Below are 16,518 nucleotides of genomic sequence, written 5' to 3'. Positions count from 1 at the left end.
TGAATTTCTGCTCAATTCTACGTCGCGTGAGGTGCCAGCAGCTGAGGGGCCTTTGTCCCAAAACGGCCGTACGCCACACCGACGCTCATTTTCCTCCGCACGGCTCACTTTGCCGCAGCGATCCCGGTCTAAGTCGGGAGCGCCCCGGCTGCGAGAAAGCCGCCGTCTACTGGAATAATCGCACCATTCACATAGCTTGCGCCCTCAGACGCCAGAAACGAGACGGTCGACGCAATCTCGCTCGGTTTCCCGTAACGCCTCGCCGGAATGGCTGCCGTGTATGTAGCCCTGAACTCCGCAGAGTGGAGAACCTCGGTCAGCGGTGTGTCCACGGGACCGGGCGCAACGGCATTGCTGGTGATGCCGTAGGTCGCAAGTTCAGCAGCCATCTGCCTGGTCAGGCCGATGACTGCTGCCTTTGACACACCGTATGCGGTCCGGCCATGTCCCACGGCTCGCTCGCCCGCCACAGACGCAATGTTGATGATCCTGCCCCAACCCGATCGCTGCATAAGCCGCGCGGCATGCTGACTGCACAGCAGTGACCCTGTTACGTTGATGTTGATCGTTGCAGCCCAGTTGTCATAAGGAAAGTCGATAAATGGAAATGTCTTGGCGATGCCGGCATTATTGACGAGGACATCGCAGCGACCATGTTCGGCCTCAACAGCTTTAAATGCCTCCGCGATCGAAGCTGGATTGCCGACATCCATCACGACTGACTCGGCTTTGAGCTTGGCAGCTCTCAGGTCATCCGCAGCTTTTTCTGCGGCTTCCTTGTTGATGTCGGCAATGATAACCGCAAAGCCATCCAACGCGAGTTGGTGCGCAATCGCAAATCCGATGCCCATTGCGGAACCGGTCACAAGTGCAACTCTTGTTTCATTCTCGTCTGGCAAGTCGTTTCCTCCATAACTCCAAAATTTACCGGCATTACACCGGCACACGCTCCGTCCTCACGGATCTGGGCGAGGCAAAGCTTTCATTGACCGTCTCTTGCCGCCGCGAAGTAGCCGACAGATCCCACCTGCCCGCCCTTCATTGCGATTTCGATTCCATTTCTGGATGGGTCTGCAGAATGAGCCCGGCACAACGGACCGCCAGGAGCCAGCTTTGCAACACTGGTCAAGGCGTCGATTTTGAGCCTCAACGCAGCATGGCTAGACGTGTCTCCTCCCGACAAAACCACACGACTTAAGCCCGCTTCGATGATCAGCCTATCGAGTATCTGTCCAAGGCTGCTACCTATGAGATCGTTGGCGGCCTCAGCCGTCGCCCGGTCGTGGTAGAATTTATCTTTGAACTGCCGGACAGCGGGGTCGTCGGGACCCTTGGCTGTAAACACCAGGGGATCGCGACCTTCGGACAGAGCGGACTTGGATTTACGCACCGCAAGATCAATTTCGGCATTCCACGCACTCTGGTCTGACACCCGACCAAGATCGAGCCGAATGGCCTCAAAACCATGAGACGTCGCGTGCTCGATCTGTGCGGCAGTCATGGGCGAAACCGATCCAGACACCACAGCAATCCTGTTCACTGCGTGGACCGATGTTTCGATCTGAGGATCCATCAAGAGACCCTCTGAACGCCAATAAGCCGCGAGTGCCGCCTGCACGCCTTGCGAGCCGATGACGAACTTCTGCTTCCGGCCCGCGGTCCAGATGGCCTGTCCTGCGGCGCGCAACGTCTCCTCATCGAGCAGATCAATTGAGTATATTTGCGACTTGTCTAGGTCGTTCTGGGGGAAGATCTCTGTCGGATCACCCGCTTTCAGTCGGAGGAAGTCAATATTCGATATGGGCAAACTGGTCTGCGAAGCCAGATGTTGGGCCAGGTCGGATTCTTGCATCGGTGTCGATGGATGATTGGCCATCGTTGGGTGACGATCCAACCGATAATACTCGCCACTGGCTTGAGCGAAGAGATGGCCGAAAACCTGAACCCGTCCCATCCCAAGATCACCGACCAACATCGGGATTGGACCCGGGAACAGCTCCGCACCCAGCTCGGCCGCTTTCCCTATAGAGCCAATCTGCGGCGAGGAATCGAAGGTCGAACAAACCTTGTAGTGCACGATGGGAGAGCCCGTTTTTCCCAAACGTTCGAAGATTGCGGGTAAATGAGCATCCATCCAGGCCGGACTTTTGGAGCGCGCTATCCCGGCGATACCGATGCATCTGTAATCGGAAAATTCTGCCAAACGTTCTGCCGAGGGAACATCGAGAAAAAGCACCGTCTTGATGCCTTGCCAGGCAAATGTCTCCATCGCAGCAGACGATCCCGTGAAATCGTCGCCGTAGAAGGAAACCAACGGACCCGAAGGTAGCGCTGCGAGCGCGCTAATCATGCGCCCGGCTCCAGAGCAAATTTTAATTCATGACTCCGCCTCGCGGCAGACTCCAGACTTACTCCTGAGGTGGCGGCCTGGTACGCATCCCGAAGAGCTTGGACGCCCGCCGCAGGGCCTTTTGGATGAGCCACGATCCCGCCGCCGGCTGTGACGATCAGGTCGTCTGACTGCAAGCCCGCGTATGTCGCGTGGGCCTGGCGCACGGTCTGCCCGCTCGAGAATACCGGCATGACCAGACAAGGCTTGTCTTCCGACATGGGCGTCAGGCATTCACGCGCCGACCGAATGACAGATTCATTGTCTTCGGAAAACTTGTTGTCGACACCATTGACGTGCATGTGGTCCGCGCCGGCCAGCCGCCAAATCTTCTGCCATGCAACATAAGACCAGCCCAGCGAGTGATGACGCGTCAGGTAACCCCAGCCGTTTCTATGGGCGTGGATCGGGAGCTGGCTGAACGACCTCAAACCCACGAAACCCGCCATGCCGACTGAGTTCAGGCTAACCATCAGGCATGTTGCACCAGCTGAGACAAGCTTGTCATGACGTCGCCGCATCTCATCCATATCGCCGGTCAGGTTGAACGCGTACATCGTCTTTTTGCCCGTCCGCTCTGCGGCCCCGTTGATCACCCGCATCACGCGATCAACGCGGTCTTCAAACGGGCAGACTGAAGAGTCGCTTTGCAGCTCGTCATCCTTGATGAAATCGATCCCGCCATTGACGAGTTCTTGGACCAGAGAAGCGGTTTGCTCTGCTGTCAAGCCGACACTCGGCTTGATAATCGTTCCGATCATCGGCCCCGTCTGAACGCCGCTAAGTTCTCTGGTTCCCTCAATCCCGAACGCAGGACCTTTGTATTTTTGGAAGAACGGCGGGGGAAATCGAATGTCGACGATCCTGAGACCAGTTACACAGGCAAGTTCAAAAAGATTGCCAGCGACTGTCGCCAGAATGTTGGGAAGGGATGTTCCAACAGTTGCAATGGGCCAGGACAGCGTCATCCTCACCTGATGCAAATGCATCGCGGCGTCAGTCGGATATCGACCGTCGAGGGCTGGAACAGCATTGTACGTTGCGATGGTCTCGAGGGCCTCCACTTTTGCAGCCGCCAACGCTTTTAACTCGGGCGTTTCGCCAGGTACCGCGACAAACGTACCACTCGACTGTTCACCGGCAATTATTTCCGCTGCTTGTTCCGGTGGCATGTATGTCTCGAGGATATAGTCAGCCTCGAGGCGCATTGAATTGGTCACGATATCTCCTCCCCGATCGAAAGCGTACCGGACCCTCCTCCGTACTCCCATGATCGTTCTGGCGATGATACACGCGCGGCTCCTTGAAAACAGGCACAATGGAAGCCGACTGATGTGAGTTTGAGTCACACCATCAGATAAAAATAAATCATTGAGTTGTCTTCCATGCCTATCCAATCGCTGTGCCGGCGGCATATTCTCGTGTAAAATGTCGAGCGTCTGCTAATTCAGACCTTTTTTGCTGTGCGTGAAGCTGACATCGTCCTGCTGACTGGGGATCCTGTTTATCGCAGTATGTGAGGAGGCTGTCACATGTCCTATGCAAATCTTCCCTTGCATGCTCTTCGTGCGTTCGAAGCGACGATACGGCTGGGAAGTATGACAAAAGCCGCACAAGAACTCGATGTGAGCCATGGTGCCATAAGCCGTCACGTTCGCGAATTGGAACGCCTGTACGCGACGACGCTGGTTCGGCGCCTTTCGAAATCATCGGAGCCCACGCCGGCGGGCGCCGAGATGGCGCAGACTCTCAGCGAAGGGTTTCGGTCCCTTAACTTGGCGGTAGCGCGTCTTTCGGCTGGCCCCCTGACCTTGTCGTGCTCAGCAACTATCATGCAGTGCTGGCTGATTCCAAAACTACCTGAATTCAAGGCACTTAATCCGGATATCCATTTCCGTCTCAATGTAAACTATGGAGAAGTCGACGTCGCCAGGGACGGCATCAGCGTAGCAATTCGGAACACAATGTATAGCGCGCCCGACGATGTCGTGATTCTAGACATGATTGGCGAGGAAATCGGGCCCGTTTGTAGCCCGGATTATCTGTTGCGCCATCCCTTGAAATCCTCTGCCGATCTGAGAACGGCGCAGGTCTTGGGCACTGCAACACGGAAAGGAGCTTGGGAAGAGTGGCTTTCAGCCGTCGGAAGTGAAATTCCGGAGCTTCAGATTGCGGAGGAGTATGAGCATTTTTATCTTATGCTCCAAGCCGCTACTTTTGGGGCCGGTGTCGCCATGGCCCCTAAATATCTGGTTCAGCGAGAGATCGATGCAGGACAACTTGTAGCTCCGTTCGGTTTCATCCTCGGGCCACACAGATTGCAGTTATGGATCGCTCATCACCTCCGGCAAAATCCTGGCGTTAAAACCTTGGCCGGATGGATTAAAGCGAAAATGGTAGAGGCTGCTTGATCGTCCATTGAGCGCCAACGTTCTCTGTTGCAGACCCGAAGCAACACCCGCCGCCTTGAAGGGATATTCGTAGATTGTCGAAATTGTTTGTCTTTCTGTGGGGTAATTGCGAGGAAAAGCATAATAATCTCGTGTTGCGCCCGCGTACCTCACAATTTTGCAAGCACTTGATTTTGTGGGGCACCATCCTCATCCAACGCGACCCAATTTTTCAACGTCAAGGATCGCTACCTCGACAATCAGAAGACCGAAGCAAAAATCGGCGTCCGAGTTCTCAACCGGATGACTGAACTTGGCCATCCCGAGTTCAGTCGCGTTGCATGAAAAATCCAAAGGGTAGGGCTATCACGTCAAAAAGCTGATCGCTGCAACACGGCCTAAGGGACGTGGCAATGGCGGCCGCGTACAGTTGGGCCATGGCTCCGATCCCGGCGCATCGGCGGACCAATCACTCCGGCTTCAAGTTAGGCCGTACCAGGTCCCGCGACCCGCTCCATGAAGGGTCAGATGCCCCTGCTCGGTCAACACCCGAAGATGATCCTTGACGGTGTTGCGGCTTGCGCCTGTGGCCTTGGCCGCGTCCATCACCGTAACGCGCCCGCGCTCACGCGCAAGTTCGAGGATCGAGACCGACAACTCCGGCAGGTCGCCCAGCAGGATACGTTCACGCTCGATCTTGCGCTCGAGTCGCTGCTTCTGGCGCTGCAGGCTCCGGAGGAAAAACTCGATCCACGGGTTCCAGTCCTGTTGATCTGTCCGGATCGTGCCCTGCGTTCGGCGAAGCGCGAGGTAATAGGCTTCCTTGTTCTGCTCGACAACGCTTTCGAGAGAGCTGTATGGCACGTAGGTATAACCCGCCCGAAGGAGCAGCAAAGTGGTCAAGGCTCGCGACAGGCGGCCATTGCCATCCTGGAAAGGATGGATTTCCAGAAAGACCACCACGAAGACAGCGACGATGAGCAGAGGGTGGAACGTCCCATCCTTCTCCTGGGCCTGTTGCCAGGACACCAGTTCCAACATCCGGCCTGGCGTATCAAAGGGGGATGCTGTCGCGACGACGCCCAGGCTTCGTCCATCTTCGTCGAAGGCTTCGACGTTGTTGGCAAGGGTTTTCCAGTTTCCCCTGTGTCGCTCATCCTTAGTCGAGTGAGCGAGTAGATCGCGATGGAGTTGGCGGATGTGATTTTCGTCAAGCGGGATCGCGTCGAAGGCGGAGAAGATCGTTTCCATTACCTCGGCATAGCCTGCGACCTCCTGTTCGTCTCGGCTGGTGAACGAGCCGATACGGAGGTTCGAGAGCAGTCTTTCGACTTCTCGGTCGCTCAGTTTTGCGCCTTCGATACGGGTCGAAGAGCCGATGCTTTCGATCGTCGCGACCCGGCGCAAGCTGGAGAGCCGATCTGGCGCGATACGACCGAGCGCTCGCCATGCGCCTTTGAATTCGTCGATCTCGGCGATCAACGACAGGATCTCAGGCGTGATACGCAATTTCGCGAGATCAAGGGCCGTCATCCATTATCCCATCCGTTTCCATCCGAATGGGATATGACATACTAGGCTCCATTTTTCCATCCATTTTCATCCAATAAGGAAGAACGGCGGAAAAAAGTCAGAGCGGGAGAGGCCCCGCTCGGTGGCGGGGCCTTCGCCGGATCTCAATCCCGGCTCAGGCAAAACGGCGGCTGAAGACCTTCGGGCACTGTGATCAAAGGCTGTCACGCGGTAGCTCCTGCTGCTCTTACTAGACTACGCTGCGCTTTAGAAGGTAGTCCAGTCCCCCAGCCCGGTACCAACGGAAGCCATAGGCTTCCAACACCATGTGATGCTTTCCGTCGCCATCAGCCCGGCTATCGTGCCCATCCAGGATGTCGACAAGTGAGTTTGCGTCGTCGTCCTCCCTGAGAGCGAACGTGATCTCGACGGGCTTATCGTGGAAGCTGTGTATGATCATCACAACGTTTTTCCGCCACTCGTAGCGCATGATCAATACGCCGGGATCGCCGCTATCGATGACGTTGAAGGTGCCCCAGCCGATCTCGGGCGCCTCCTTGCGCATGCGGATCATCCGCTCGGTCCAGTTCAGCATAGATTCGCTGTCACGACGCTGAAAGGCGACGTTCAAATGTTCGAATCCATACGGTCCCTCCGATATGACCGGAAGCACCGGATTATCGTTCTTGGTGAAGCCTCCTTGAGGCTCATCGGACCACTGCATCGGAGTTCGCGCACAGTTTCGTTCGGGTAGCGAGAGATCGTCACCCATTCCGATCTCATCGCCGTAGCGAAGAACCGGCGTGCCGGGTAGCGAATACATCAAACTGTAGGCGAGCTTCAGGCGACGGATGTCACCACCGAGCATGGGAGCAAGTCGGCGCCGGATTCCTCTATCATATAGCTGCATGGTCTTGTCAGGCCCAAAGGCGGAGAAGACAGCTTGCCGCTGGCTCTCGGTAAGTCGACCGAGATCAAGTTCGTCGTGGTTGCGTAGAAATACACCCCATTGTCCAGTCATCGGTCGCTTCTCCGTATCCTCCATGGCCTTCACGAGCGGTTGGCTGTCCGCGCTGGCCATCGCATAGAATAGCGCTTGGTTGACATGGAAGTTGAACATCATCTGCATTCGGTCGCCGTCATCTCCGAAGTATTCCAAATTTTCCTTCGGAACGACGTTGGCTTCGGCCAGTATAATGCTATCCCCCTTGCGCCACTGCAGGAATTCCCGAAACGTTCGCAGCATGTCGAACTGTTCCTTGGGCTTCTTCACTTGAATACCCTTCTCAGCGATTACGAAAGGAACAGCGTCCATGCGGAAACCGGATACACCGAGCTGGATCCAGAAGCCCATGATCTTGAGGATCTCGGCCTGGACAAGCGGGTTTGCCGTGTTGAGATCGGGCTGGAATTCGTAGAACCGGTGGAAAAAGTATTCCCCGGATTCCTTGTCGCGCGTCCACGTCGACTTCTGGACGCCGGGAAACACCATACCCTCGTTGGCGTTTTCAGGCTTCGTCTTCGACCAAACGTACCAATCTCTATACCGAGAGTTTCTATTCGCTCTCGCCTCCTTGAACCACGGGTGCTCGTCCGAGGTATGGTTCACGACGAGATCGATGAGAACTCGAATCCCCCGCTGCTTGGCACCGTGTGTGAACTCGACGAAGTCGCCAAGCGAGCCGTAACGCGGATCCACATTGTAGTAGTCGGAGACGTCATAGCCATCATCGCGCCCGGGCGAGGTCTGGAACGGCATCAGCCATATCGCGGTGACGCCGAGCCCGGCCAAATAGTCTAATCGTCGCTGCAATCCTTGGAAATCGCCGATGCCATCACCGTTGGAATCCATGAACGTCTGTACCGACAAACAGTAGACAACGGCATTCTTGTACCAAAGGTCGTTAATCAAGGTGTAGCTCCCGCCAGAGTAAGATTCTGACGGAAGGCGTATCCGAACGAAAGGTTCCGATCGCGAGCAAGGAATGGGCCTCCATGCCTGCGACATTGCCTATTCGCGCGGCTGTTCGCGCTCGCGATGCACGCGCCTGCTGGGGTTTGCATCATCCTAGTCACTTATGAGGATCTCGATGACGTTTGGGGCACCGGGAAGCGTGGACTGCAGGGCGACGTCACCCTTTGAACCGGTTGGCCAAAAGTGTTCGCAAGAGCCAGGAAATCTATGCTCGGTTCCGTAAGGTCAAATCCGACGGATGCGTTTGGCGGTGTTTCGCAGGCTGGAGTGCCCTCAACTCACCTGCCCGGCCACGCCAATGAGCGGGCGATATCGACGATGTCATCGCGCGAGGCGGTTGGGTCCTCCTTGTTCCAGGCAACCCCAAGTCCGATCCTGAAGTCGATGCCTCTGACCGCCTTCAGCTCGAAGGCCCGGTTCGCTGCGGAGGAAGCCGGAATTCCCGTGATTTCTGTCGTCCACCGACCGGATTGCTCTGGCGTGCTTCCCCGAGCCAACCCCGTCCGCGGCGTAGCCGGTTTGAGCACAGGTCGACGGCCGGCGCCCTCAAGCAGTGAATATTCGCTTCCCACTTCCGTTGTACAAATCGATAATGGCCGCGCGGGAAAGAGGCCGCGAGATTAGGAAACCTTGGAGGCTGTCGCACCCAAGGGCCACTAAAGCATCGCTCTGTTCATCTGTTTCCACCCCTTCAGCCGTGGTCTTAAGACCTTTCGCTCGGGCCATACTGATCATCGCTTCGATCAGCGGCCTGCTCTCTCCCTGAACTGCATCGATGAAGGACTTGTCGATCTTGATCCTGTCGATCATGAGATTCTGCACTCTCGAGAAGGAGGAGTATCCGGTTCCGAAGTCGTCTATGGCGATCCTCACACCCGCATTTCGGAGCATAGCAATGTTCCGATCGCTATGTCCTTCTCCACCCAAAGCCAAAGACTCCGTGATTTCTATCTCCAGTCTCCTTGGATCGATGTTCCATTTCGCCAATCTGGACAAGACACGAAGAGGATAGCCGTCGGAACAGAGCTCCAGCGCCGACGCGTTGATCGCCATACAGATGGAAGGGAGATCCGCCATGACACCGCAGGCGTCCTCGAGCACGATGGCGCCGACCTCTTGGATAAGGCCGATTTCCTCGGCGATGGGGATGAAGATGTCGGGAGCGATAAAGCCTTCCTCGGGATGCTTCCAGCGGGCAAGCGCTTCCATCGATGACAGACCCTTGTGCTCCGCTGAATATACCGGCTGGTAAAAGGCCCCGACCTGAGACCTGGTCTCGAGCGCTAGCCGGAGGTCCTGTTCAAGCTTCCGACGCCTGCGCAGGAGTTCGTCCATATGGTTTCCGAAGATCGCGAAGGTGTTCCGACCCGCAGCCTTTGCGTGATAGAGAGCTATGTCGGCCTGACGGGTGAGTTCCGACGGGTCCGCCCTGCCGGCAACAAGCGCAGCTCCGACACTTGCACCAATGACGATATGGGCGCCATCGATCTCGAAAGGCTCGCGCAGACGCTGCACGATCCGTGCGCAAGCAGCATCGGCCACTTGACCGTCGACTTCTTCGAGCAGGACGGTGAATTCGTCACCTCCGATGCGGCCGATGAGGGCCGCCGGCATGATCTCATTCATGCGCTGGGCGACGAGCGAGATGAGCTTGTCTCCCGTCGGGTGTCCGAAAGTATCGTTGACCGCTTTGAACCGGTCGAGGTCTATGAACAGCACGCAGTAGCTCTGGTCCTGGGAAGCCGCCCCAAGCCGGGCGGCGAGTTCGGTGCTGAAATGAGCTCGGTTTGAAAGACCAGTCAGAGGATCGCGCGAGGCGAGATGCTGGAGCTCCGCACGACTCGAGGCGAGCCGTGCTGAACGTCTCCAGATCGCACGCCCGAACAGGCTCGCCGCGACGAAAATGGCAACCGCAGCGAGGCCGACCGCCGGCAGGGTCGCTTCCATCATGCTCGCACCTGGGCGAAATGGGCGCCAGGTGAAGTAGCCGATAGCGGCGCCCGAACGAGACATCAAGGGAACGAATGAGTGCTCAGCGTCCGTCGGAGCGTCAGCCGAGAACTGCATTTCGGTAAACTGGTAGTCCTTTCCGATCTCGGATACGAAACTTTGATCGAGGAACCTCACAGCCACATGGAGATTTTGCTCCCCCGGCTGTTGCTCGATGTCGCCGGTGTCCGAGACGATTGGCTTGACGCTCACGACCGCCGGTCGTCGCCCTACATATGTGAGGTCGCTTTCGCCGATTGAGAGCACCCGGTCCGTGACCCCTTCAGTGTCGCTGGCAGCAAGTCGCTTCTGCAATGCATCCGCCAGCGGCACATAAGCGACGCGCAGATCATCGGGCGTCAAAGCGTTATCCGAGGGCGCAATGAACTCGTAGATCGGGTTTCTATCGGAGGAAAGGACGACAGCGACGTCATGCCCGAAGTAGGTTTGCATCCATTCGCCGAGATTTGACTGAAGCCATTCCACATCCCGCGCATCGGTTTTTCGAACCGCGTCGTCCCAAACCGTCGCGCTTTCCTGATCATGAGCAACGCTAGCCTGCATCTTCGAGACGATCAGTCTGACGAGATCCCGTTGGCGAGCCTCCGCGACCATATCGGTCTGCGCCGCGGACCATTGGAGGGTGCCAAAAAGGACGCACCCTATGATCAATGACGTGGCTGCCGGGAGAACCCATTTCAAAACCCACCGCGACCTCGCCTGCCGATTCATCTACATTACGTCCTTCTATGTGCGTAGAGCGTAAAACAGGGAACGTTAAAGCACGCGGAAGGGGATTGGTTAGCACTTCCTTTCAGATAACCTTTGTGCGTTTACGCTGACGGAGGCGAATTCAGCCTGGCGTGATCAATTGGCTTGGATGGCCCGAAATCTGCGCACTCGAGCATGCGATCCGCAGGTTTTGTCCGAGCACCATCGCCTGTGGCCGCCACGAGATTGATCCAGAAAAAGCCAGCCGCAATTTGGACCTTCGCACGCGCGCACAGGACGGCGTCCGTCTCGCGATGTCAGCAGTTCGGCAGCTGATTGGGCGACACGGGTGCTGATTGCATCCAAGTCTTTGGCATCGGCCGGACGCCATTGGATCCTGCCTCGAACGAAGCCCAGGGATTGTTGCGATTGCGCACGTTGGGTCATGCCCGCAATAAGTTCCAGATCGTCCCGGCTGACCGGGCTTTCATCAAATTCAGACAAGAACAGGCGGCTGAGAGCCTCCCGCAATTCCTTGGCTTGTCCGAGTTCCTTTTCCGCGTTGGACCGCGACCTGGCAGCCCTAGCGAGCAAGGTATCGCGTTCCTTGTCATCGATCAGATCGAGACGATAGGCCCAGGCCACGAGGTCATCGTAGCTATTCAGGAAATCCGGTCCCCAACGTTCACCGCGACTATCGACCGTGTTGACGAAGTCGAGCGCCGGATGACCGCCGAGAAGGCTGATGTCATGGATCGTCTTTCGCGTGTTCATAACTTGAATATCGGTTCCCGGAACGATTTGGACAAGGGCGAGTTGTAACGGTATAAATGATTTTTACACGTTACCAAGATCGGAACCCCAATGCCTACAGGCGCCAATAAAAATCAGCTTCGCTTTCTGATGCTATGTATAATCTGGGGAAGCACCTGGATCGGAACCAAGGCTGGCATCCAGGCTGTCCCGCCTCTCTTGTTTGCCGGCACGCGGTTCACCGCCGCCGGCGTGTTGCTTCTTCTATACGGTTGGGCGAACGGCAATATATCGGGGCTGAAACTGAGAGATGGCATTCGCTTCACGGCCGTCAGTATGCTGATGATCACGCTCTGCTACGGCCCATTGTTCTGGGGCATGCAGTTTATCAATTCCGGGACTGCCGCCGTTCTGGAAATGTCGCTCACCCCGATTGCGCTCCTGGTGTTTGCTCTCCTGCTAAGCGAAGAGACATTGGATGGCCGGCGGATCTTCGCAATCGCTCTGGGGGTCTCCGGACTCATTGTTCTTTTTTGGCCGGAATCCCCCCAGGAAGCGTCGCGGTCTCCTGACATTTTCCCCGGCGCTAGCCTCTGGGGCGGCTTGGCGGTCGCGTCCGCAGCATTCACTTATGGTTACGGCTCGGTGCTGGCCCGTCCACTTCTCCGAACCTATCCGGCCTTGTTCGTTGCAGGCGTAACGACCTTGGTCGGAGGCATCGCGTTGTTCGCTACAGCCCTGGCTTTCGAAGCGGGCGCAGTTTCTGCCCTCGCCGGCGACTGGGGCATAGTTGCCTGGCTCAGCTGGTTCTTCCTTGTGATCTTCGGCTCGCTGATCGGCTACACCACTTTCATGCGCCTGCTGCGCGATATCGGTGCATCTCGCGCCGGCAGTTATGCCTTCGTTTCGCCGGTGATCGCTGTCGCCCTTGGCGCCGCTGTCTTCGCTGAGCAAATCACCGTAATGGACGTGATCGGCATCATCGTAATGCTTCGTGGCGCCTATCTCGCCATGTCAGGAGCGCCGGCGACAGGACACGCCGCTCGGTTGAATTGAACTCCAGCTGTGAATACCCGGTTGTATTGGAGTGTTGGAGATCGGGGATGGCAACGACGCTGATAACAAAAATCCAGCAGGCGCAGACCAGGCTCCCGTTCTTGGGCAGGGCGGATAGAGGAGCCCTCATCGTTCGCATCCTCCGCGAGCTAAAGGCGCACCGAGCGAAGCGCTCCGAAACGTGGCGGCCGAGTGTTGCGTTTGGATCGACACCCTCATCGCCTCCGTGTCCTCGACGATCTCGGAAATCGTCAGCATGCGGGACGCCGAGTTCAATCGCATCTTAAGCGAATTCGAAAAGCTAATGGCGACGCTCGATGACATTTCGCATACGAAGAAGCGGCCGAAGACGATTCATTGAGGTGAGCTGCCAACGGGGCGGGGCTCCAATTCCCTGTTGTGACGACCGAACAACGGCGAAGAACTCGCGATCACAATCATTCGCGCCATCGACGCCCCCGCAGCGGTCATCTGTATGCTCGCCATTGATCGTCCAGCGCTGGCGCTGTAGCGTTCGCTTCGCAATCCGGACGAATGAAACAGGAGGCTCTTGTGCCAACGGGAACGGTTAAATTCTTCAACGACGACAAGGGCTTCGGCTTCATCACGCCTGAGGGCGGCGGACAGGATGTGTTTGTTCACGCCTCTGCCTTGCAACGCGGCGGTTCGCTCCGCGAAGGCGATAAAGTCAGCTTCGAGGTCGGACAGGACCGCAAGACTGGAAAGTCCAAGGCTGAGAACGTCTCGGTCCTCTGATCGGCTGTCGTAGATTTCCCAGGCTGCTCAGACAGGCTGGCCTAGCATCACGATGTCGTTGTAGACCGGCGCGACGGTGCCGAAGATAGCGCGGCCGGGGAAGGCGCCCTATGCCGGACCTCGCCTCCGATGAGGCGAGGTCGTCACTGATGCCCTAGATGATAGCAAGGCGTGCTGGCCGAGCCGGATGCGCGCTCGGCTTTCTCTTCCAGGGAAGGAGAACGACGGCATGCTGGCTTCCAGGCAGGCGGCCACGAAGGCCTCCCGCGCGATAATGCCGGCGATGGTGCCGTTGAGAGCGCCTCGGCACGTCTTCACCGATCGCTCGTGGCGCTCTCCGTGAGGCAACGGCCATCCGTTTTCGAGAAAGTCCAAGGCGCCGTATACGCCTGTGAAAGTGCGCTACGAACCGCACTGCAGCCGGATTCTTACCGGCCGGGTCCATGGAACAGCGTTCTGCGGCTTATTTTCCTCCTTTCATGCCCACCTATGGTCCTGACGAAATGATATTGTTAGGGGTAGCCGATCATTCAAGGACCGTCACAGCCATCGAGTAACCCATTGCAAATGCCAGCGCCGTCCCCAGTGTCAGGCGGCGCCCAAGGAACAGGATGAGGCCCTTTTTTCTTGCGGGCCCTGAAAGGTTCGCGCGCACAATATGATCATGAAACCCTTTTCCAGTTCCAGCCGCTCCCGAGAGCGCTTTCTCGAAGCCATTCTGCAGAGCGCGATCGAGTATGCGATCATCTCCATGGATCTCGATGGCCTGGTGACTACGTGGAAAAGCCCGCAGCCGTCATTTTCACGCAGGAAGACCTGCAGGCGGGGATTCTCCAACGGGAGATGACCGCCGCTTTAGCGGAAGGCCATGGCAACGATGAACGCTGGCACGTTCGCAAGGACGGATCGTTGTTCTGGGCGTCGGGTCAGATGATGGCGCTGACGTCGGATGATGGCGAAGTCGAGGGCTTTGTGAAGATTCTGAGAGATCGCACCGAGCAGAGAGAAAACGAGGAGCGACAGCGCGTCCTGATGCACGAACTCTCTCACCGCATGAAAAACACGCTGGCCGTCGTTCAGGCTATCACCAGTCAATCCTTTCGAAACGCCAGCTCTCTGGAGGAAGCGGAACAATCGATCTCGGCGCGGATCAATGCTTACTCGAAAGCACACGATATTTTGCTGCAGCAAAATTGGTTGGGCGCGACCATGGGAACGATTGTCGAGGCTACCGCGATTAATCTCGGACTTGAGACGTCAGGACGTTTCAAAGCAAGCGGTCCCGACGTTGAGTTGAGTCCACAGGCGGCCCTTTGTTTCTCCCTCGTGCTGCACGAACTCGTCACCAACGCCAATAAGTATGGTGCGCTTTCGGAGGATACAGGGACTGTTGAAATCGAGTGGTCGGTACGCGACAAGGCGGGCGCCCCGAGCCTGAACTTCACTTGGCAGGAGGTTGGAGGTCCGGCGGTGGAAACTCCAACCAAGAAGGGGTTCGGCACTCGGCTCGTCAGCTCCAGCCTGTCCGCTTTCGGGGAGGTCTCTCTTGATTACGCCCCGACCGGGCTCATCCTGAGGCTGGATGCGCCACTTCAGAAGCTGCAATATAAGAACTGTTCCGACGCCGAGGACTAATTCGAGAGAACGATCCGCAAGAGCTAGAAGCGCTTGGCGTCGTCGGTTCGGAACCAATCGCACCGACTGGCATTGCTTCTGCATCTCGCAAACGGCGGACGTTTGATGCACAACGACAGGAAGCAGTTCTTCGTCCTCGCTCTCGCCTTTCTGATGAGCATGTTCTTTCGCAGCTATTTCGGCGTCGTCGGCCCGATGGTCGCCGCGGACATTGATCTCGACCCCAGCCGCTACGGATACGCGGCGTCGGCCTTCTTCATGTCATTCGGGCTGCTGCAGATGCCACTGGGCTCAGCCTTCGACCGTTTCGGCGCAAGAACGCCTATAACTGTGTCAATGATCGTCGGCAGCATGGGGGCCGCGTTGGTCGCCATGGCAGCAACGGCCGGACAGCTTGTTGCCGGTCAGGCGGTCCTGGGCGCGGGATGCGCGCCCATCTTCATGGGAGTGGTTTATCAATTCGGAAGTCTTGACGACGGGGTGGCCGCGCGGAAAAAGATCGCCGCCATAAGCGCTGTTGGCTCCCTCGGCGCCCTTCTTTCGGCGTCGCCTATGGTTTGGCTTTCTGAAACCCTCGGGTGGCGCGGGGCGATGCTTGTTGCAGCGTCAGCAATGGCGCTTTGTGCTGCTGGAGTCGCCTTTCGAATGGGACCACCTCCACAAGAAGGACAATCGGAAGATGCGCCTGAGAGCAGCCCAGCGGGCATAGTCTACCTCTTGCCAATATGCCTAGCCCTGTCGCTCGGAGGGACTTTTCGCAACGCTTGGGCGACCCCTTACCTGTCCGGCGTGTTCTCCGCGGATCAGCGCCTCTCAGGTTTCGCACTGACGATCGTGAGCGCCGTCGGCATTGGGACTTCCTTTGCCATACCCGCGCTCGTGTCCAGAGTGTCACCGCGAAGCATCGTGACGGCTGGGATGGCCGCGGCGACGATCGCCGCCTTCGCCATGGCCGTTTCGCCCGGCTCCAGTATTGTCGCCGCCATCGCTCTGATCTGCCTGCTATATTCGATCGGCAACCTCCATCCCCTGGTTATGGCCGAGGCGCAGGAAATCGCACCTTCCAAACATAGAGGCCTTTTGTTGGGCTTTCTCAATACCGTGGTGTTTTTCGGAGTTGCGATCTCGTCGGCTATATTCGGATGGATCGCCCAAATTGCCGGTGGACCCTCCGCCACGTTTCAAATCATCTTGTTCAGCACCGCAGGCTGTCTCGCGATCGGCCTGACAGTCTATCTGACGAGGCCAGCTTGGCGGAGCGTCGCCAACCAACGTTAACCGGTCGCCGAGCGCAAGGTGGATCTGTCCGTCGACGGTGATCTCCTCCCCGGTAACGAAAGGGGTCGTCGCGG

Annotated in this window: 11 protein-coding genes and 4 pseudogenes; 6 read left to right on the top strand and 9 right to left on the bottom strand. The window is 57.3% G+C overall.

What is annotated here, in order from left to right:
* Positions 1–128: 128 nt before the first annotated feature.
* The 3 genes from FHT75_RS30715 to FHT75_RS30705 form a co-directional block, all read right to left on the bottom strand.
* The gene (locus tag FHT75_RS30715) at positions 129–899 is read right to left on the bottom strand and encodes an SDR family NAD(P)-dependent oxidoreductase (protein ID WP_183845710.1); all 771 of its coding nucleotides are present in this window, start codon (positions 897–899) and stop codon (positions 129–131) included.
* Positions 900–982: 83 nt separating this feature from the next.
* Complete coding sequence (locus FHT75_RS30710) at positions 983–2,350, bottom strand: four-carbon acid sugar kinase family protein (protein WP_183845709.1); 1,368 nt, start codon at positions 2,348–2,350, stop codon at positions 983–985.
* Positions 2,347–3,597 (bottom strand): ribulose-bisphosphate carboxylase large subunit family protein, encoded by a 1,251-nt coding sequence (locus FHT75_RS30705; RefSeq protein WP_183845723.1) that lies wholly within the window; start codon positions 3,595–3,597, stop codon positions 2,347–2,349. The genes FHT75_RS30710 and FHT75_RS30705 overlap by 4 nt, the downstream gene beginning before the upstream one ends.
* A 324-nt stretch (positions 3,598–3,921) precedes the next feature.
* Here FHT75_RS30705 and FHT75_RS30700 point away from each other — a divergent pair, with 324 nt between their 5' ends.
* Positions 3,922–4,800, top strand: a complete 879-nt coding sequence (locus FHT75_RS30700) for a LysR family transcriptional regulator (protein WP_183845708.1) — start codon at positions 3,922–3,924, stop codon at positions 4,798–4,800.
* A gap of 459 nt (positions 4,801–5,259) precedes the next feature.
* Here the strand turns inward: FHT75_RS30700 and FHT75_RS30695 are convergent, their stop codons facing one another.
* From FHT75_RS30695 to FHT75_RS30675, 5 genes and pseudogenes are all read right to left on the bottom strand, one after another.
* Positions 5,260–6,261, bottom strand: a complete 1,002-nt coding sequence (locus tag FHT75_RS30695) for a Fic family protein (RefSeq protein ID WP_246713027.1) — start codon at positions 6,259–6,261, stop codon at positions 5,260–5,262.
* Positions 6,262–6,541: 280 nt separating this feature from the next.
* Positions 6,542–8,203 carry an alpha-amylase family protein gene (locus FHT75_RS30690; protein WP_168320214.1) on the bottom strand — a complete coding sequence of 554 codons (1,662 nt, stop codon included), beginning with the start codon at positions 8,201–8,203 and terminating at the stop codon, positions 6,542–6,544.
* Between the two features lie 341 nt (positions 8,204–8,544).
* A pseudogene (locus tag FHT75_RS36530) lies at positions 8,545–8,766 on the bottom strand (hypothetical protein); the annotation flags it as partial.
* A 46-nt stretch (positions 8,767–8,812) separates the two neighbouring features.
* Positions 8,813–10,987 carry a putative bifunctional diguanylate cyclase/phosphodiesterase gene (locus tag FHT75_RS30680; RefSeq protein WP_183845706.1) on the bottom strand — a complete coding sequence of 725 codons (2,175 nt, stop codon included), beginning with the start codon at positions 10,985–10,987 and terminating at the stop codon, positions 8,813–8,815.
* 135 nt (positions 10,988–11,122) lie between these two features.
* The gene (locus FHT75_RS30675; RefSeq protein ID WP_168320216.1) at positions 11,123–11,740 is read right to left on the bottom strand and encodes an ABATE domain-containing protein; all 618 of its coding nucleotides are present in this window, start codon (positions 11,738–11,740) and stop codon (positions 11,123–11,125) included.
* A 90-nt stretch (positions 11,741–11,830) separates the two neighbouring features.
* Between FHT75_RS30675 and FHT75_RS30670 the strand changes: the two genes are divergently transcribed.
* From FHT75_RS30670 to FHT75_RS30665, 3 genes and pseudogenes are all read left to right on the top strand, one after another.
* Entirely contained in the window at positions 11,831–12,775 is a 945-nt protein-coding gene (locus FHT75_RS30670) for a DMT family transporter (RefSeq protein ID WP_183845705.1), read from the top strand.
* 47 nt (positions 12,776–12,822) lie between these two features.
* Positions 12,823–13,136, top strand: a pseudogene (locus FHT75_RS36060) (hypothetical protein).
* 191 nt (positions 13,137–13,327) lie between these two features.
* Positions 13,328–13,531, top strand: coding sequence for a cold-shock protein (locus tag FHT75_RS30665; RefSeq protein WP_183845704.1), 204 nt, complete (start codon positions 13,328–13,330; stop codon positions 13,529–13,531).
* A 154-nt stretch (positions 13,532–13,685) separates the two neighbouring features.
* Here the strand turns inward: FHT75_RS30665 and FHT75_RS30660 are convergent.
* Positions 13,686–13,957 (bottom strand): annotated as a pseudogene (locus tag FHT75_RS30660) (DUF982 domain-containing protein).
* A gap of 232 nt (positions 13,958–14,189) precedes the next feature.
* Here FHT75_RS30660 and FHT75_RS30655 point away from each other — a divergent pair.
* A pseudogene (locus FHT75_RS30655) lies at positions 14,190–15,166 on the top strand (sensor histidine kinase).
* 105 nt (positions 15,167–15,271) lie between these two features.
* Positions 15,272–16,444 (top strand): MFS transporter, encoded by a 1,173-nt coding sequence (locus FHT75_RS30650; RefSeq protein ID WP_183845703.1) that lies wholly within the window; start codon positions 15,272–15,274, stop codon positions 16,442–16,444.
* The last annotated feature ends 74 nt before the right edge of the window (positions 16,445–16,518 follow it).

Source organism: Rhizobium sp. BK112, from assembly GCF_014193215.1.
Classification (GTDB): Bacteria; Pseudomonadota; Alphaproteobacteria; order Rhizobiales; family Rhizobiaceae; genus Rhizobium; species Rhizobium anhuiense.
This window is presented reverse-complemented; position numbering and strand designations above follow the sequence as displayed.